16 protein-coding genes are annotated in these 15,542 nt (G+C 74.0%); 10 read left to right on the top strand and 6 right to left on the bottom strand.

Annotated elements, in window-relative coordinates; all coding sequences use genetic code 11:
• Nucleotides 1-91: 91 nt before the first annotated feature.
• Both AC0OO9_RS22840 and AC0OO9_RS22835 read right to left on the bottom strand, forming a co-directional pair.
• Nucleotides 92-742, bottom strand: a complete 651-nt coding sequence (locus tag AC0OO9_RS22840; protein ID WP_484512224.1) for a trimeric intracellular cation channel family protein — start codon at nt 740-742, stop codon at nt 92-94.
• A 40-nt stretch (nt 743-782) separates the two neighbouring features.
• Nucleotides 783-1,001, bottom strand: a complete 219-nt coding sequence (locus AC0OO9_RS22835; protein ID WP_089001394.1) for a DUF3039 domain-containing protein — start codon at nt 999-1,001, stop codon at nt 783-785.
• A gap of 87 nt (nt 1,002-1,088) precedes the next feature.
• On the opposite strand from AC0OO9_RS22835, the gene AC0OO9_RS22830 reads away from it, so the two are divergent.
• Both AC0OO9_RS22830 and AC0OO9_RS22825 read left to right on the top strand, forming a co-directional pair.
• A complete protein-coding gene (locus tag AC0OO9_RS22830; protein ID WP_484512222.1) occupies nt 1,089-2,018 on the top strand; it encodes a pseudouridine-5'-phosphate glycosidase in 930 nt (309 codons plus the stop codon).
• Nucleotides 2,015-2,911, top strand: coding sequence for a carbohydrate kinase family protein (locus tag AC0OO9_RS22825; protein ID WP_484512221.1), 897 nt, complete (start codon nt 2,015-2,017; stop codon nt 2,909-2,911). The genes AC0OO9_RS22830 and AC0OO9_RS22825 overlap by 4 nt, the downstream gene beginning before the upstream one ends.
• A gap of 27 nt (nt 2,912-2,938) precedes the next feature.
• Here AC0OO9_RS22825 and AC0OO9_RS22820 read toward each other — a convergent pair whose 3' ends face one another.
• On the bottom strand, nt 2,939-3,295 hold the full coding sequence (locus tag AC0OO9_RS22820; RefSeq protein WP_132233017.1) for a DUF3099 domain-containing protein: 357 nt from the start codon (nt 3,293-3,295) through the stop codon (nt 2,939-2,941).
• A 106-nt stretch (nt 3,296-3,401) separates the two neighbouring features.
• Here AC0OO9_RS22820 and AC0OO9_RS22815 point away from each other — a divergent pair, with 106 nt between their 5' ends.
• The gene (locus AC0OO9_RS22815) at nt 3,402-3,689 is read left to right on the top strand and encodes a hypothetical protein (protein WP_225851882.1); all 288 of its coding nucleotides are present in this window, start codon (nt 3,402-3,404) and stop codon (nt 3,687-3,689) included.
• 13 nt (nt 3,690-3,702) lie between these two features.
• Complete coding sequence (locus AC0OO9_RS22810; RefSeq protein WP_132233013.1) at nt 3,703-4,014, top strand: hypothetical protein; 312 nt, start codon at nt 3,703-3,705, stop codon at nt 4,012-4,014.
• A gap of 9 nt (nt 4,015-4,023) precedes the next feature.
• On the opposite strand, the gene AC0OO9_RS22805 is transcribed toward AC0OO9_RS22810, so the two are convergent.
• Complete coding sequence (locus tag AC0OO9_RS22805) at nt 4,024-5,262, bottom strand: low temperature requirement protein A (RefSeq protein WP_484512218.1); 1,239 nt, start codon at nt 5,260-5,262, stop codon at nt 4,024-4,026.
• A gap of 56 nt (nt 5,263-5,318) precedes the next feature.
• The gene (locus AC0OO9_RS22800) at nt 5,319-5,900 is read right to left on the bottom strand and encodes an HhH-GPD-type base excision DNA repair protein (protein ID WP_484512216.1); all 582 of its coding nucleotides are present in this window, start codon (nt 5,898-5,900) and stop codon (nt 5,319-5,321) included.
• A 165-nt stretch (nt 5,901-6,065) separates the two neighbouring features.
• On the opposite strand from AC0OO9_RS22800, the gene AC0OO9_RS22795 reads away from it, so the two are divergent.
• The 4 genes from AC0OO9_RS22795 (at nt 6,066) to AC0OO9_RS22780 (ending at nt 12,906) form a co-directional block, all read left to right on the top strand.
• Complete coding sequence (locus AC0OO9_RS22795; protein ID WP_484512214.1) at nt 6,066-7,550, top strand: DUF7782 domain-containing protein; 1,485 nt, start codon at nt 6,066-6,068, stop codon at nt 7,548-7,550.
• A complete protein-coding gene (gene dtd, locus AC0OO9_RS22790) occupies nt 7,550-7,972 on the top strand; it encodes a D-aminoacyl-tRNA deacylase (protein WP_484512212.1) in 423 nt (140 codons plus the stop codon). Before AC0OO9_RS22795 ends, dtd begins: the two co-directional genes overlap by 1 nt.
• 111 nt (nt 7,973-8,083) lie before the next feature.
• Nucleotides 8,084-11,782, top strand: coding sequence for a S8 family serine peptidase (locus AC0OO9_RS22785; RefSeq protein ID WP_484512211.1), 3,699 nt, complete (start codon nt 8,084-8,086; stop codon nt 11,780-11,782).
• A 137-nt stretch (nt 11,783-11,919) separates the two neighbouring features.
• Nucleotides 11,920-12,906, top strand: a complete 987-nt coding sequence (locus tag AC0OO9_RS22780) for a transcriptional regulator TrmB (protein WP_484512209.1) — start codon at nt 11,920-11,922, stop codon at nt 12,904-12,906.
• 51 nt (nt 12,907-12,957) lie between these two features.
• On the opposite strand, the gene AC0OO9_RS22775 is transcribed toward AC0OO9_RS22780, so the two are convergent.
• Nucleotides 12,958-13,746, bottom strand: coding sequence for a sporulation protein (locus AC0OO9_RS22775; protein ID WP_357579968.1), 789 nt, complete (start codon nt 13,744-13,746; stop codon nt 12,958-12,960).
• A gap of 258 nt (nt 13,747-14,004) precedes the next feature.
• Between AC0OO9_RS22775 and sigB the strand changes: the two genes are divergently transcribed.
• Together sigB and AC0OO9_RS22765 are read left to right on the top strand one after the other, a co-directional pair.
• Nucleotides 14,005-15,021, top strand: a complete 1,017-nt coding sequence (gene sigB / locus AC0OO9_RS22770) for an RNA polymerase sigma factor SigB (RefSeq protein ID WP_370518890.1) — start codon at nt 14,005-14,007, stop codon at nt 15,019-15,021.
• A gap of 99 nt (nt 15,022-15,120) precedes the next feature.
• Nucleotides 15,121-15,531 carry a VOC family protein gene (locus AC0OO9_RS22765; RefSeq protein ID WP_484512207.1) on the top strand — a complete coding sequence of 137 codons (411 nt, stop codon included), beginning with the start codon at nt 15,121-15,123 and terminating at the stop codon, nt 15,529-15,531.
• Nucleotides 15,532-15,542: the final 11 nt, after the last annotated feature.

The raw sequence follows: 15,542 nt of genomic DNA, 5'->3' as shown, positions 1-15,542 counted from the left end.
GCGCAGATGGTGCCGCGAAGGCCGACTCAGCATAACCAGCGTGGGCCGTCCGACCCAGCCGACGCCACGCTGGTCACATCCGCCACGCGTGTCAGGGATGACTGCCGGGGGTTCCCGTACGTGGGGGACGCAGGGTCGCCACCGGCGCCGACCAGCGCCGCCGCAGCGCCACCAGCCGCAGCAGGAAGACGAGGACCGCCGCGGCCGTGAGCCAGGCGGCGTTGGCGTGCCCCAGGGCGTCCAGCAGCACCACGAGGATCGAGCCGGCGAGCGCGGCGACGGCGTAGATCTCCCGCCGCAGCACCACCGGGATCTCGGCGGTGAGCAGGTCCCGCCCGAGACCGCCGCCGATCGCGGTGAGCATGCCGATCACGCAGGCACCCACCGCCGGCACCTGGGCGTCGAGGGCCTTGACCGTGCCGGTGACCGTGAACAGCGCCAGCCCGGCCGCGTCCAGCACCAGCACGGTGGTGCGCAGCCGGGCGAACTGGGGGTGCAGCCAGAAGACGGCGGCGGCGGTGACGGCGGCCGTGGCGGCGTACCGCCAGTCGCCGAAGGCCAGCGGCGGCGCCTCGTCGATCGCCAGGTCCCGGAAGATCCCGCCACCGAGCGCGGCCACGAAGCCGACGAAGACGACGCCGAAGAGGTCGAGCCGTTTGGCCACCGCCGCGGAGGCCCCGGAGGCGGCGAAGACCGCCACCCCGGTGAGGTCGGCGAGGAGCAGGGCGGTGGAGGTGGTCACCGGCGAAGGTTACGTGCGCGACCGGGAGGGTCGCCCGCGCTCACTCGCCCCAGGAGTCGTAGATCTCCTTGCACTTCGGGCAGACCGGCGAGCCGGGCTTGGCGGCCTTGGTGACCGGGAAGGTCTCCCCGCACAGCGCGACGACGAAAGTGCCCATGACGGCACTCTCGGCGATCTTTTCCTTGCGCACGTAGTGGAACATCTCGGGACCGGTGTCGGCGTCCTTCAGCTCCGGACGCTCGAGAACCTCTGTGCTCACTTCTGCACCTCCGACCGTCAAGTCTGGCAGGTCACCCCCGCTCCGGTCCACTTCATGTCGCCCGGACCGGGGCCGTACGGTGGTGACGTGACCGACTTTCACATCCGCTACGGCAGCGAGGTTGCCGACGCCCTGCGCGACGGGCGTCCCGTCGTCGCCCTGGAGAGCACCATCGTCTCGCACGGCCTGCCCCGGCCGGACAACCTGCGGGTGGCCCGCGAGATCGAGCAGGCCGTCCGGGACGCGGGGGCGGTCCCGGCGACCATCGGCATGGTCGGCGGGCGGCTCGTGGTGGGCCTCGACGACGCGGAGCTGACCCGGCTCGCCACCGTCGACGGGGTCGCCAAGCTCTCCGTACGCGATCTCGCCCTCGCCGCCGCGACCGGCGCGGACGGCGCCACGACCGTGGCCGCGACCAGCGCGGTGGCCGACGCCGCCGGGATCGGCGTGTTCGCCACCGGCGGCCTCGGCGGGGTGCACCGGGAGGCGGCGCAGACCTTCGACGAGTCCGCCGACCTGGTCACCCTGGCCCGTACGCCGATCGCGGTGGTCTGCGCCGGGGTCAAGTCGATCCTCGACGTGGGCGCGACCCTGGAGCGGCTGGAGACCCTCGGCGTCGGCGTGGTCGGCTTCGGGACCCGGCGCTTCCCCGGTTTCTTCATCACCGACGGTGGCTTCGACCTGGTCTGGTCGCTGGACTCCCCGGAGCAGGTCGCGGACGTGCTGGCGGCCCGCGAGCAGCACGGCGCACACCACGGCGGCCTGATCGTGGCCAACCCGCTGCCGACCGACGAGCAGCTCGACCCGGAACTGCACGACCGCACCCTCGCCGACGGGCTCGCCCTGCTGGAGCGCGACGGGGTGACCGGCAAGGACGTGACGCCCTACCTGCTCGCGCACTTCCACTCGGCGACCGAGGGGGCGAGCCTGGCGGTGAACGTCCGGATCATCCTGCGCAACGCCGACCTCGCGGCCCGGATCGCCGTCGCCGCGGCCGCCCGCCGCGCCGGGGCATGACCGCAGGCCGCGTCCTCGTCGTCGGTGACCTGATCACCGACGTGGTGGCGGTGCTGACGGGGCCGGTGTCCACCGGATCGGACACGCCGGCGGCGATCCGGTTCAGCGGCGGCGGGCAGGCCGCCAACACCGCGGCCTGGCTCGCCGCGCAGGGCGTACCTGTCACGCTGGTCGGTGCCGTCGGCGACGACGACGCCGGGCGGGACCGGGTGGCCGAGTTGGAGCGGGCGGGGGTCGACTGCGCGACGCGGGTGTGCCCCGACCGCGCCACCGGGACGGTCATCGTGCTGGCCACGGCCGGGGAGCGGTCGATGATCACCGAGCGGGGCGCGAACCTGCGGCTGACCCCGGGCGACGTCGACGCGGCCCTGACGGCGACGCCGGACGCGCGGCACCTGCACCTGTCCGGGTACACGCTGCTGGACGCCGAGTCCCGACCGGCGGGGCTGCGGGCGTTGGCCGCCGCCCGCGAGCGCGGGCTCACCACCAGTGTCGACGCGGCCTCCGCGGCCCCGCTGCGGCGGGTCGGCGCGGCGGCCTTCCTGTCCTGGGTACGCGGGGTCGACCTGCTCCTGGTCAACGCCGACGAGGCGACGGTGCTGGCCGGCGGGCTGGACCCGGCGGCGCAGGGGCGGGCGCTGTCGGCCTCCGCCCGGCGGATCGTCGTCAAGCAGGGCGAGGCCGGGGCGGTCTGGGTGGACCGGGACGCCTCGGTGGCCGTGGCGCCGGCCCGCCGGGTGTCGGTGGTCGACGTCACGGGGGCCGGGGACGCGTTCGCGGCCGGGCTGCTGGCCGCCTGGCTCGACGGCGCGCAGCCGGCGGTGGCGCTGGGCCGCGCCGGCGACCTCGGCGCCCTCGCGGTCTCCCAGATCGGCGCCCGCCCCTCCCCCTGACCTGTGGGCCGGGCGGGTCGGGTGGGATCAGGGCTCGGCGTCGATGATCTTGTGGGGGCGTTCCTCGGCGGTGAGGCTCATCGGCGGGGTCTCGTCCCGGTGCCGCGGCTGGAAGCGGTTGGCCAGCCGGTGCTCCTCCTTGGGCGGGCGGTCGTTGGCCAGCAGCACGGCCAGCCACGGGATGAGCACCATGCCCAGGGCCACCATCGGCAGCCAGAGCCAGAGCAGCGGGGCCTGCACGCCGACCAGGACGGCACCGACGATCACGCAGGCCACCCGGATGCCCATCATCAGCACGTAACGCTTCTGACGGCTGGTGAGCTGGTCGTCCTGGCTGCGCGAGGCGTCGGTGATCAGGATCGGCTGGTACGCCTGACGCTTCACCACGGACCTCCTCGAGGGGGTTACGCCCCATCCTGTCACCTGCGGCGCGTGATCAGCGAAAATCGCTCGACCCGGCCCCGTGTTACCTGCGTGGTACGCTCGCGCCGTGGGCAGCAGGTTCAGCTTCACCGACGAGGCGTTGGCCAACCTGAGGGTCTACGACGTCACGCCCGGGGAAGTCTGGGAGGCGCTGCACAGCACCCGCCGGGTCATCCGACACCTCGGCGACGACGTGATGGTCGTCTACGCCGCCGCCCGCCGGGGGCGCCGGCTGGCCGTGCTGCTCGCCGAGGCCGACGGCACCGACAACGACTGGGACATCCTCTCCGCCCGCGAGCTGAGCGACGTCGAGGCGAAACGCTACGACGAGGCCGTGCGGAGATCTCGCCGATGAGGAGGCGGTGACGATGAACCGTAACGACGCGACCAAGCAGTTCCACAGCGGCGGTGACCGGCTCGCGGAGCTGATCGACGGGAGCCAGCAGGTGGAGCTTCCCACCCCCGACACCGACACCCCCATGGTCAGCCGCTCGGTGCGCCTGCCGCTGGAGACGTACGAACAGGTCCGCGCCGCCGCCGACGCGCGCGGCATCGGGGTCACCACGCTCATGCGGCAGTGGATCGAGGCCGGCCTGGCCGACCTGGACGACTCGGCCACGGTCTCCCTCGCCGACGTCCGGCGGGCGCTGGCCGCCCTCTCCCGGCCCACCGCCGCCTGACCCGCCCCGTCACGGCGCGGGAAACTCGCCACCGCCGGTCCCGCCGTGCCCGAGCGGCGACGCGGCCGGCTCGGGCGGGCGGCCCCTGCTGCGCCACGCGTCGGCGGACGCCACCCCCGCCAGCACCCCGGCGACCAGCGCCAGGGCCACCATCGGCGACACCAGGGTGAGCGCCGGGCCCAGCAGGAGCAACACCACCAGGCCCGCCACCCGGGACCGGGACACCCGGCCGAAGATCTCGTACTCGAAGCGGGCCCGGGCCGCCAGGAAGATCGCCGGGCCGCCGACGACGAAGACCAGCCAGGTCGGGTCGGTACGGCCGTGCGGGTGCGCGATCACCAGCTCGTAACCGACGGCGGTGCTCAGCACGCCGACCACGATGACCAGGTGGGTGCTGCTGGCGGAGGTGCCCAGCCGGCCGGGCGACCGGGCCACCCGCAGCGCCTCGGCGAGCAGGTGACCCGCCCGGTGGAAGTAGATCCGCCAGAGCAGCGCCGTGGTGGCGAAGGCGGTCGCGAAGGCGCCGGCCCGGTCGGCGGTGAACTCCGCGCCGCTGTAGGTCAGCCCGATGACCAGGATGGTCTCCCCCAGCGAGATGAGGAAGATCTGCTGGTACCGGTCGGCCAGGTGCTCGCCGGCGATCAGCCAGCCGGCGGTGCGTGCCGGGCCCAGCCGGGGCAGCGGCCAGCCGAGCAGCAGGCCGGCGAAGTCGACGGCCACGGCGAGCGTCCAGAGCGGCAGGCGCAGCTCCTCCGGCCCGACCGCCCCGGCCAGCCACGGCACGGCCCCTGCGGCGGCCCAGGCGAAGAGCCGCAGCGGGACCGTGCGGCGCGGATGGCGGCGCAGGGCCGTGGCGATGATCAGAGGCCGGCCGAGCATCACCGCCAGGTACGCCAACACGAACGAGGGTGCCCGGTCCTCGAACGCCCGGGGCAGCGCCACGGCCATCACCATGGCGCCGAACATCGTCCCGACCACGACGAACTGGATCACCGGATGCTCCGGCTCGTACCGGCTGGTGACCCAGGTGGTGATCGACCAGAGCAGCCACAGGGCCAGGAAGAGCACACCCGTGCGCCCGATCTCGGCCAGCAGCGTCCCGACGGAGCCTCCGGTGCCCTCGACCAGGCGCAGCGAGACCCGGGTCAGCGCGAAGACGAAGACCAGATCGAAGAAGAGCTCCAGGAAGGTGGCCCGGGGCGAGCTGTCCTCCGGCCGCAGCAACCGCCCGCCGCGTTCGTCCGTCATCGGCTGTCCGTCGTCGCCATCCTGGCTACAACGACCGCCACGACGGCGCGGTTGCGTCAGCCCCCGGCGGACTTTGCCTTCGCCGCCGCCTTCATCTGCTGCTTGTACTCGCGCACCCGGCGCAGCGAGTCCGCGTCGGTGACGTCGGCCACCGACCGCTGGGCGTCCGGGTCGCCGTAGTCGCCGGCCGCCTCCCGCCAGTCCTTCGGCGTGACCCCGAACCGCTTGCCGAGCAGCGCGACGAAGATCTGCGCCTTCTGCCTGCCGAAGCCGGGCAGCTCGCCGACCCGGCGCAGCAGCTCCCGGCCGTCGGCCACGTCCGACCAGAGCCCGGCGGCGTCGCCGTCGTACCGGTCGACGAGGGTCCGGCGCACCTCCTGCACCCGGGCCGCCATCGCCTTCGGGAAGCGGTGCAGCGCCGGCGGCCGGGCGAACAGGGCGACCAGCGCCTCCGGGTCGTGATCCGCCAGTTCCCGGGCGTCCAGGTCGCGCCCGAGGCGCTGCGCCAGCACGTACGGCGAGGAGAACGCCTTCTCCATCGGCACCTGCTGGTCGAGGACCATCCCCAGCAACAGGGCCAGCGGATCCCGGTTGACGAGTTCGTTGGCCTCGGGGTCGATGGGCAGTGCGAGCGTCATGGCGCCATCCTGCCCTGACCGGAGACGGCGGAGGCGCGTACGCCGCAGTTGGCGACGCACGTGTCGGCAGGCCCGTGCCAGCGACGCCGCGCAGGTGACCCGGCTGCGTGCGCTGATCCGCCGGGTGGCCGGACCCCGCCGCCGGGCACCAGGCAGGATGGCGACGTGGACGGACACGAGATGTTGCTCTCCCCCGCCGGCGTCGAGGCGCTACGGACCGCGCTGACGCGGGCCGGGTTCACCTCGAACGGCATCGCCACCAGGCTCGGCCCGCAGGCCACCGGCGGGGTGGCCCGCAACGACTTCCGGGCCGCGCTGCGCGCCACCGAGGACCGCGATCCGCTCGGCACCCTGATCCGGGTGTTCGTGTGCGAGCAGACCGAGCCGGAGGCCGCCGTGGCCGCCGCGCTGGCGCCGCTGTCGCTGGCCGAGGCGCTCGCCGGGGGTCTGGTCGAGCGGCACGGCGACGGGCTGCGGATGGGCGTGGACCTGGAGCCGTACGGGGACGAGTGGTGGGTGCTCGCCGACGTGCCCGCCAGTGCCCGGCCCGGCCGCCCGCTGCACGCCGAGCACGTGCTCGGCATCGGCGGGGCGACGCAGACGCTGATCGGCGCGACCGTCCGCCGGCCCGTCGAGGCCGCGCTGGACCTGGGCACCGGGTCCGGCGTGCAGGCCCTGCACCTGGCCAGCCACGCGCGGCGGGTCACCGCCACCGACCTGTCGGCGCGGGCGCTGCGTTTCGCCGCCACCACCGCCGCACTCAACGGCCAGGACTGGGAACTCCTCCGCGGTGACATGGTCGCCCCCGTCGCCGGGCGGCGCTTCGACCTGGTGGTGAGCAACCCGCCGTTCGTGGTGGGCCCCGGCACCACCACGCACGTCTACCGCGACTCGGGGCGGGTCGGCGACGCGATCGGCGCGGAACTGGCCGCCGCCGCGCCGGGCCTGCTCACCGAGGGCGGCACCATGCAGTACCTGGCCAACTGGGTGCACGTCGCCGGGGAGGACTGGGGCGAGCGGGTGACCGGCTGGTTCGCCGGCACGGGGCTGGACGCCTGGGTCATCCAGCGCGAGGTGGCCGACCCGATGGCGTACGTCAACCTGTGGCTCACCGACGTCGGCGAGGCGGCCGACCCGCGCCGGATGGCGGACTGGCTGGACTGGTTCGACGCGCACAAGGTGGAGGCGGTCGGCTTCGGCATCGTCTCGCTGCGCCGCTCGGGCCACGACGACCCGATCGTGCGGGTGGAGGACCTGCGCCAGCGGGTGGAGGCACCGCTCGGCGACCGGGTCGGCACGTGGTTCGACCGCCAGGACTGGCTGCGCGTCCGCGACACCGACGAGCTGCTCGCCGCCCGCTTCCGGGCCGCCGAGGGCCTCCAGCTGCGGCAGGAGGCCACCATGGGCGACGAGGGCTGGGCGGTGGACCGGCAGGTGCTGGCCATGCCGCACGGCCTGCGCTGGACCGAGGAGATCGACCCGCTCGTCCTGGCCCTGGTCGGCGGCGCCGACGGGCGGCTGACGCTGCGCGACCAGCTCGCCCTGCTCGCCGCCGCGCACGACGTCGCTCCCGGGGAGCTGGCCGAGGCGGCCGGGCCGATCGTCGCGCACCTCGTCGAGCGCGGCTTCATCGAGCCGGTCGCCGACTGATGCGGGCCGTGGTGCAGACCGTCGGCCGGGCCGCCGTGACGGTCGACGGCGAGGTAATCGGCGCGATCGACGACGGGCTGCTGGTGCTGCTCGGGGTGACCCACACCGACACCGTGGAGACCGCCCGGACCATGGCCCGCAAGGTGCACGAGCTGCGGATCCTCGACGAGGAACGGTCCGCGGCGGACACCGGCGCGCCGGTCCTGGTGGTCAGCCAGTTCACCCTCTACGGCGACGCCCGCAAGGGCCGCCGTCCGAGCTGGACGGCGGCGGCCCCGGCCGAGGTCGCGGAGCCTCTGGTGACGGAGGTCGTGGCGGCGCTGCGCACCCGGGGCGCGAAGGTGGAGACCGGCCGCTTCCGCGCCCACATGCTGGTCGAGAGCGTCAACGTCGGCCCCCGCACGGTGCTGCTCGAAATCTGACCGGCCGTGCCGGCGGCCGGCGCCGGGTCCCGGTGGCGGAGTCCCGTCGTGGCGCAACACCGCCGCCGCCAACTGTTCACGGGGGTCGGCCGACGACTGTAGAACCATCGCATGTCATCCCCCTCACAGCCCTTCACCTGGGGTCGCACGAGACGGCGGCTCACCGCCGCCGCGGCGGCGACCGGAATGGTCGCGGCCGGCCTCGCCGCGATCCAGGCCCCGGCGACGGCGGCCGGCCCGTCGCCGGCCGCCCCCGCCGCCACCCGGGACACCCACACGGTCACCCTGATCACCGGCGACGTGGTCACGGTGACCACCTCCGCCGACGGCAAGGCCACCGCCGAGGTCGACCGGCCCGACGACGCCACCGGCGGCGTACGCTTCCGGCAGAGCGGCGGCGACCTGTACGTCCTGCCCGACGAGGCCCTGCCGCTGCTCGACGGCGACAAGCTCGACCGGCGGCTGTTCAACGTCACCGACCTCATCGAGATGGGGTACGACGACGCGAAGACCCCGACGCTGCCGCTGATCGCGGCGTACACCCCGGCGAAGGCCCGCACGGCGAAGCCGGCGCCACCGCGCGGCGCGAAGCTGGTCCGCGACCTGCCCAGCATCCAGGGCGCGGCCCTGACCACCGAGAAGAAGCAGGCCCGCACCCTCTGGTCCACCGTCGCGCCCGCCACGGCGGCGGCACCGGCCAGGGCCCTGGGCGGCGGGGTGACCAAGCTCTGGCTCGACGGCCGGGTGACGGCGGCGCTGAAGGAGAGCGTGCCGCAGGTCGGCGCGCCCGTCGCGTGGGCCGCCGGGTACGACGGCAGCGGGGTGCGGGTCGCGGTGCTCGACACCGGGGTCGACCCCAACCACCCCGACCTGGTCGACCAGGTCGACGACAAGGTCAGCTTCGTGCCGGGCGAGGACACCTCCGACGTCCACGGGCACGGCACCCACGTCGCCTCGACGATCGCCGGCAGCGGCGCGGCCTCCGGCGGCGGCAACCGGGGCGTCGCCCCGGGCGCCGACCTGATCGTCGGCAAGGTGCTCGACAACGGCGGGTACGGCCTGGACTCCTGGATCATCGCCGGCATGCAGTGGGCGGCCGAGTCCGGGGCCGACGTGGTCAACATGAGCCTCGGCGACGGCTCGCTGACCGACGGCACCGACCCGATGGCCGCCGCCGTGGACACGCTCTCCGCGCGGCACGGCACGCTCTTCGTCGTCGCCTCCGGCAACGCCGGCCCGCAGACCATCGGGTCGCCCGGCACGGCGCCGAGCGCGCTGACAGTCGGCGCGGTCGACAAGCAGGACGCGCTGGCGGGCTTCTCCAGCACCGGCCCGCTGGCCCGCACCGGCGCGCTCAAGCCGGACCTCGCCGCGCCCGGCGTCGGGATCGTCGCGGCCCGCTCGCAGCAGGCCGCCGGCGAGGGCGCGTACCAGAGCATGGACGGCACCTCGATGGCCACGCCGCACGTCGCCGGGGCCGCCGCGATCCTCGCCCAGCGGCACCCCGACTGGACCGGCCAGCAGCTCAAGGACGCGTTGATGAGCAGCGCGAAGGGCCTGTCCGACGACTACCGGCCGTACCAGGTGGGCACCGGCCGGCTGGACGTGGCGGCGGCGGTGCGCGGCACCGTACGCGCCACCGGCTCGGCGTTCTTCGGCGCCTTCGACTGGCCGCACGAGCCGACCGACGCCCCGGTCACCCGGCCGGTGACCTTCACCAACTCCGGCACCGCCGCCGTGACCCTCGACCTCGCCCTGACCGGCGGCGGCCCGTTCGCGCTGGGCGCCTCCTCGGTGACCGTGCCGGCGGGCGGCAGCGCCGACGTCACGGTCACCGGCGACCCGCGCGGCGACGCGCACGGCGAGCTGACCGGCTACCTGGTCGGCACCGACGCCGCCACCGGCGCGGCGGTCACCCGTACCGCGCTGGGACTGCTCAAGGAGAACGAGCGGTACGACCTGAAGGTCAAGCTGATCGGCCGCGACGGCAAGCCGGCCAGCGCGACGGTCCTGGTGAACCGGGCCGGCGACGTCAACCCCGGGCAGTACCCGGTCGCCGGCGAGCGGACGCTGCGGCTGCCGAAGGGGACGTACACGGTGGAGGCCGTGCTGGACGTCCCCGGCGAGCAGGCCGACCGGCTCGGCTTCGCCCTGCTGGTGGACCCGGAGACGGTGCTCGACCGGGGCGCCGAGGTGGTGCTGGACGCGCGCCGGGCCCGCCTGCTCGACACCACCGCGCCGGAGCGGACCGAGGACCGGCAGCGCAAGCTGGACTACACCGTCGGGTACGCCGACGGCAGCGACTTCCGCGCGGCGTACCAGCTGCCGATCCGCTACGACGACCTGTACGTCCTGCCGACCGAGCGGGTCGGCACGGTGTCGTTCACCATGGCGGCGCGGTGGCGCAAGGGCGAGCCGATGCTGAGCCTGCGCATCCCCGGCCGGTCCCCGATCGACGCCACGGTGCAGCCGGGCAGCACGATCACCGCCGGCACCGAGACCCTGCGCCCGGTCCACGCGGGCACCGGCGCCCCGGAGGCGTACGCCGGCCTCGACGTGAAGGGCCGGGCCGTGGTGGTGACCCGCAGCGACGCGGTCGACCCGACCACCCGCGCTGCCGCCGCGGCGGCAGCCGGGGCGAGGCTGCTGCTGGTCGTCAACGACGGCGCCGGCATCCTCAACGAGTACGTCGGCGAGTCCGCCATCCCCGTCGCCACCGTGCACCGCGACGCCGGCGGGCAGCTGATCGCCGCGACCCGGGGCGGGCCGCGCAAGCTGACCGTCACCGGCGTCCCGTACGCCAACTACGTCTACGACCTGGCCCGGGTCTTCCCCGGTCAGGTGCCGAACCAGCCGCTCGTCTACCACCCCCGGCAGCGGGAGCTGGGCCGGATCGACGCCCGCTACCACGCGGCCGTCGACTCCCCCGGCTCCGGCTACCGCTACGACATGGTCTTCAGCCCGTCGTTCGGCTTCCCGGAGGCCGAGTCGCACCCGGGCACCCGCACCGAGTGGGTCACGCCCGACGTGGTCTGGCACGAGGTGCACGACCAGGGCGGCTGGACCGACACGGCCTACCTGAACACGTACGCCAAGGGCAGCACGACCAGGCTGGACTGGTTCGCTCCGGCCGTCCGGCCGGCCTTCAGCCGGGCGTTCGGGGTGCGCAACAGCCGCTACGGGGACTACATGACGCTGAACGTGCAGGCCTGGAGCCCGTCGGACGACGTGCTGGAGCACGGCGGCAACATGGAGTGGGGCTCGGTGCCGACCCACCTCAAGCTCTACCAGGGCGACAAGCTGGTGGACGAGAACGAGTGGAACGCCGACCTGCAGTGGACGCCGGTGCCCGCCGGCACGCTGCCGTACCGCCTGGTGCTGGACGCCTCGCGGCCGGCCGACCGGTGGCGGCTGTCCACCCGCACGCACACCGAGTGGGACTTCGTCTCCGGCTCGAACGACGCCGACACCTTCGTCCCGTTCGCGCTGCTCCAGCTCGACTACGCGCTGGAGACCGACCTGCGCGGCGACGTGAAGGCGGGTACCACCCAGCGGATCAGCGTCAAGGCCGGGCCGCAGCCGGGCGGCACCGGCACCGGCACGGTCACGTCGGTCACGCTGGACGTCTCGTACGACGACGGCGCCACCTGGCGGAAGGTCACCCTGAGCAAGGGCGCGGACGACCGCTGGACCGGCTCGCTCGCCCTGCCGAAGCAGCCGGGTGGCTTCGTGTCGGTGCGGGCCGGCGCCAGGACGGACGCCGGCTTCGGCATCCGGCAGGAACTCATCCGGGCGTACGGCCTGCGGTGAGATGGTTGGCGGGGCCCCGGGACGCGGAGCGTTCCGGGGCCCTTCCCGACGACCCGTCGGCCTTCCCAGGCTGGTCAGGACCGGTGGCCGTGTCCCATACTCTGCCTGCCGCAGCGGGCAGAGGGAGGCAGCCACCGATGCTGGGCGCGTTGGGGCTGAGCCCCGAGGACGAGGCGGTCTACAACCAACTGGTCCGGCGGACCCAGGCCGGGCCGGCCGAGCTGGGCGACGCCCTGCGGATGCCCGCGGCGACGGTCGAGGCGGCGCTGTCGCAGCTGACGGCGAGCGGCCTGGTGAAGTGCGGCCCGGACGGGCAGTTCTCGGTGGCGCCGCCCGCCGTCGCGCTCGGGGCCCTGATCAGCGAGCAGCGGGGCGCCCTGCGCAGCGCGGAACTCGCGTTGGTCCGGCTCGCCGAGGAGTACCGCTCGTCGATCGCGGGACGCACCATCGACGAGCTGATCGAGGTGGTCAGCGGCGTCGACGCCGTCCGGCACCGGTTCGCGCAGGTGCAGCACGCCGCCCGCACGGAGGTACGCAGCTTCGTCACCACCCCGTTCATAGCCGTACCGCCGGGCGCAAACGCGGTGGAGTCGGCGGTGGTCGGCCAGGGGGTGCGCTTCCGCGTCGTCATCGACCGGCCGACACTTGCCGAACCGGGGGTGGTCGCCGAGACGCTGGAGTCGCTGCGCGACGGCGTCCAGGTGCGGGTGGTCGACCACCTGCCGATCAAGCTGATCCTGGCCGACGCGGAGCTGGCCCTGGTGCCGCTGACCGCCGTACCCGGTGGCGAGCCCGGTGCGGTGCTGCTGCACCGCACCGGGCTGCTGGCGGCGATGGACGCGCTGTTCGAGATCGTCTGGCACCACGCCCACCCGCTCGACTCGTCGGCGCTGACCGCCCCCGCCGGCGACAGCGCCGACCGCCAGGCGGCCGACGGCCCGACCGAACTCGACCGGAGGATCCTGGCGCTGCTGCTGGCCGGGCTCACCGACCCGGTCGTCGCCGCCCAGCTCGACCTGTCGTTGCGGACCCTCCAGCGGCGCCTGCGCCACCTCATGGACCTCGCGGGGGTGGAGACCCGGATGCAGCTCGGCTGGCACGCCGCGCGCCACGGCTGGGCCTGACGGGGCCGCGGGCCCGGCGAACCGGCGGCAGGGCCGGCGCACACCCTGGCGTCAGGAGAAGAGGCCGCGGCGTTGCAGCGACTGACGGATCCAGCCGTCGAGCTGGGGGGCGAAGTCGGTGCGCTCCGCGGTGGCGTGGTCGACGGCGAAGCGGCCGAAGGCGTCCCGGCCCTCGGTGAACAGACCGCCGCGCTTGTCCAGTTCCAGCACCACCTGGATCTGCTGCGGGTCGGTGACGAGGGTGACCTCCAGCTGGTTGATCGCCCCGGCGTACTGCGGCGCCGGGTAGAACTCGATCTCCTGGTAAAAGGGCAGGGTCTGCCGTACGCCGTAGATGTGGCCCCGCTCCACGTCGGCCCGGGCGAACCGGAAGCCCAGCCGCAGGAACGCCTCCAGGATCTTCTGCTGGGACGGCAGCGGGTGCACCGCCACCGCGTCCAGGTCGCCCTTGTCCACCGCGCGGGCGACCTCCAGCTCCGTACGCAGCCCCATCGTCATCCCGTGCAGGTGCTGCCCGTACAGCTCGGTGAGCGGCGTCTCCCACGGCACGGCGAAGCGGAACGGGATGTCGTGGCGCTGCCCCGGGGCGAGTTGGAAGGCGCCGGTCGCGGCCTGCCGGTGGAACTCCTGCGTGGTCTCGTAGTCGTTGTCGCCGCTCTCGACCTCGACCCGGGTGACCAGGCCCAGGGCGACGTACGACACGTCGACGAGGTGGTCGCCGCCGGCCACGTGGATGACGCCCTCCAGCTGGCCGCCGGGGCGGCAGTTCGGATTCGTCAGCACGGTTTCCACGGACGGGCCACCCACACCCATCGCCTGCATGAGCCGCTTGAAGACCACGACACCCTCCACAACCTGTTCGGTACGCCGACGTCGCCGGCGGGCCGGCCGTGCGGGCCGACCGCTGGCACGGTAACCGCCGGCGGCAACCAGCGCTCGGCGACGAGCCGCCCACGCTGAGCAGGGCATCGACGGAATTCGTGTCGGTTCCCCGATCGCCTCACTCCCGTTTCACGCCCCGCCCGCCAAGCTGTGTGTCACACCGGCACCACTGGGCCGGATCGAACGGCACAGACGTGGACACGGGGAGAAACTGAGATGGCCCTGCAGATGACGGAGCACCGGACGCGCCCGGCCGGCACCACCGAGGCCGCGAGCGCCACCGACACCCTGACCGACCTCGACGCCACCGACGAGCGCGGCGTCTCCACGGACCTGGTCCGGGCATACCTGAACGGGATCGGCCGGACGAAGCTGCTGACCGCCGCCCAGGAGGTCGACCTCGCCAAGCGGATCGAGGCCGGGCTGTTCGCCGAGGAGAAACTCGCGACCTGCACCCCCGTCTCGGCGGAGTTGCGGGCCGACCTGGGGCTGATCGTCGCGCAGGGCCGCGCCGCGAAGGACCACCTGCTGGAGGCCAACCTGCGCCTGGTGGTCAGCATCGCCAAGCGGTACACCGGTCGCGGCATGGCGTTCCTCGACCTGATCCAGGAGGGCAACCTCGGCCTGATCCGCGCGGTCGAGAAGTTCGACTACGCCAAGGGCTACAAGTTCTCCACGTACGCCACCTGGTGGATCCGGCAGGCGATCACCCGGGCCATGGCCGACCAGGCCCGCACGATCCGCATCCCGGTGCACATGGTCGAGCAGGTCAACCGCATGGTCCGGGCCCGCCGCGAGCTCTCCGTCTCGCTGGGCCGCGAGCCCACCGTCGCCGAGGTCGCCCGGGCCATGGACATCCCGGAGTTCCAGGTCATCGAGCTGATCTCGTACGACCGGGAGCCGGTGAGCCTCGACCAGGCGGTCGGCGAGGACGGCGAGAGCGCCCTCGGCGACTTCGTCGCCGCCGTCGACCCGAGCGCCGAGCCGGGCGACGCCGCCGCGCAGGGCGAGCTGCGCAACGAGGTCAGCATCGTGCTGTCCACCCTGTCCCAGCGGGAGCAGGCCGTGATCCGGCTCCGCTTCGGCCTCGACGACGGCCGGCAGCGCACCCTCGACGAGGTCGGCCGGGAATTCGGCCTGTCCCGGGAGCGGATCCGGCAGATCGAGAAGGTGACACTGCTGAAGCTGCGTGACCCGGAGCGGGCGCAGCGCCTGGAGGCGTACGCCTGCTGACGTTCCTGGACCACGCGAGGCCCCGGCGGTTCGCCGGGGCCTCGCGTACGTCCGGGCCGTGGTCCTTGATCCCGGCTGCCCGACGGGCTACCAATAGCCATGAACTGGACCCTGGAAGTGGTGGTCGTGCCGGTGTCCGACGTGGACCGGGCCAAGGCGTTCTACGCCGACCGGCTCGGCTTCGCCGTCGACCACGACACGACGTTCGGCGACGACGCACGGATCGTGCAGCTGACCCCGCCCGGCTCAGGCTGCTCGATCGTGATCGGCAGGGGGCCGCTGCCCGAGATGCCACCCGGCTCGCTCAAGGGCCTCCAGCTCGTCGTGCCCGACCTGCGCCGGGCGCGGGCGGAGCTGGTCGAGCGCGGCGTCGAGGTCAGCGAGATCCAGGTGCTCGGGGAGAACCCGCGCCCGGTGCCGGACCCGCTGGACAACGTCGGCTTCGTCCACTTCGCCGACCCCGACGGCAACGCCTGGTCCGTGCAGCAGATCTCCAGCCGGGCGGCCTGACCGGTCCGGCC

This window comes from Micromonospora sp. USAFONa4, from assembly GCF_057197825.1.
The sequence above is the reverse complement of the archived record's forward strand: the minus strand, read 5'-3'. Positions and strand labels throughout refer to the sequence as shown.

Bases quoted from the DNA above. Each gene is read 5' to 3' on its own strand.
- sigB (WP_370518890.1), top strand. From the start codon at position 14,005: ATGGCCCTGCAGATGACGGAGCACCGGACGCGCCCGGCCGGCACCACC.
- AC0OO9_RS22800 (WP_484512216.1), bottom strand. From the start codon at position 5,900: ATGACGCTCGCACTGCCCATCGACCCCGAGGCCAACGAACTCGTCAAC.
- AC0OO9_RS22805 (WP_484512218.1), bottom strand. From the start codon at position 5,262: ATGACGGACGAACGCGGCGGGCGGTTGCTGCGGCCGGAGGACAGCTCG.
- AC0OO9_RS22810 (WP_132233013.1), top strand. From the start codon at position 3,703: ATGAACCGTAACGACGCGACCAAGCAGTTCCACAGCGGCGGTGACCGG.
- AC0OO9_RS22825 (WP_484512221.1), top strand. From the start codon at position 2,015: ATGACCGCAGGCCGCGTCCTCGTCGTCGGTGACCTGATCACCGACGTG.
- AC0OO9_RS22765 (WP_484512207.1), top strand. From the start codon at position 15,121: ATGAACTGGACCCTGGAAGTGGTGGTCGTGCCGGTGTCCGACGTGGAC.
- dtd (WP_484512212.1), top strand. From the start codon at position 7,550: ATGCGGGCCGTGGTGCAGACCGTCGGCCGGGCCGCCGTGACGGTCGAC.
- AC0OO9_RS22785 (WP_484512211.1), top strand. From the start codon at position 8,084: ATGTCATCCCCCTCACAGCCCTTCACCTGGGGTCGCACGAGACGGCGG.
- AC0OO9_RS22780 (WP_484512209.1), top strand. From the start codon at position 11,920: ATGCTGGGCGCGTTGGGGCTGAGCCCCGAGGACGAGGCGGTCTACAAC.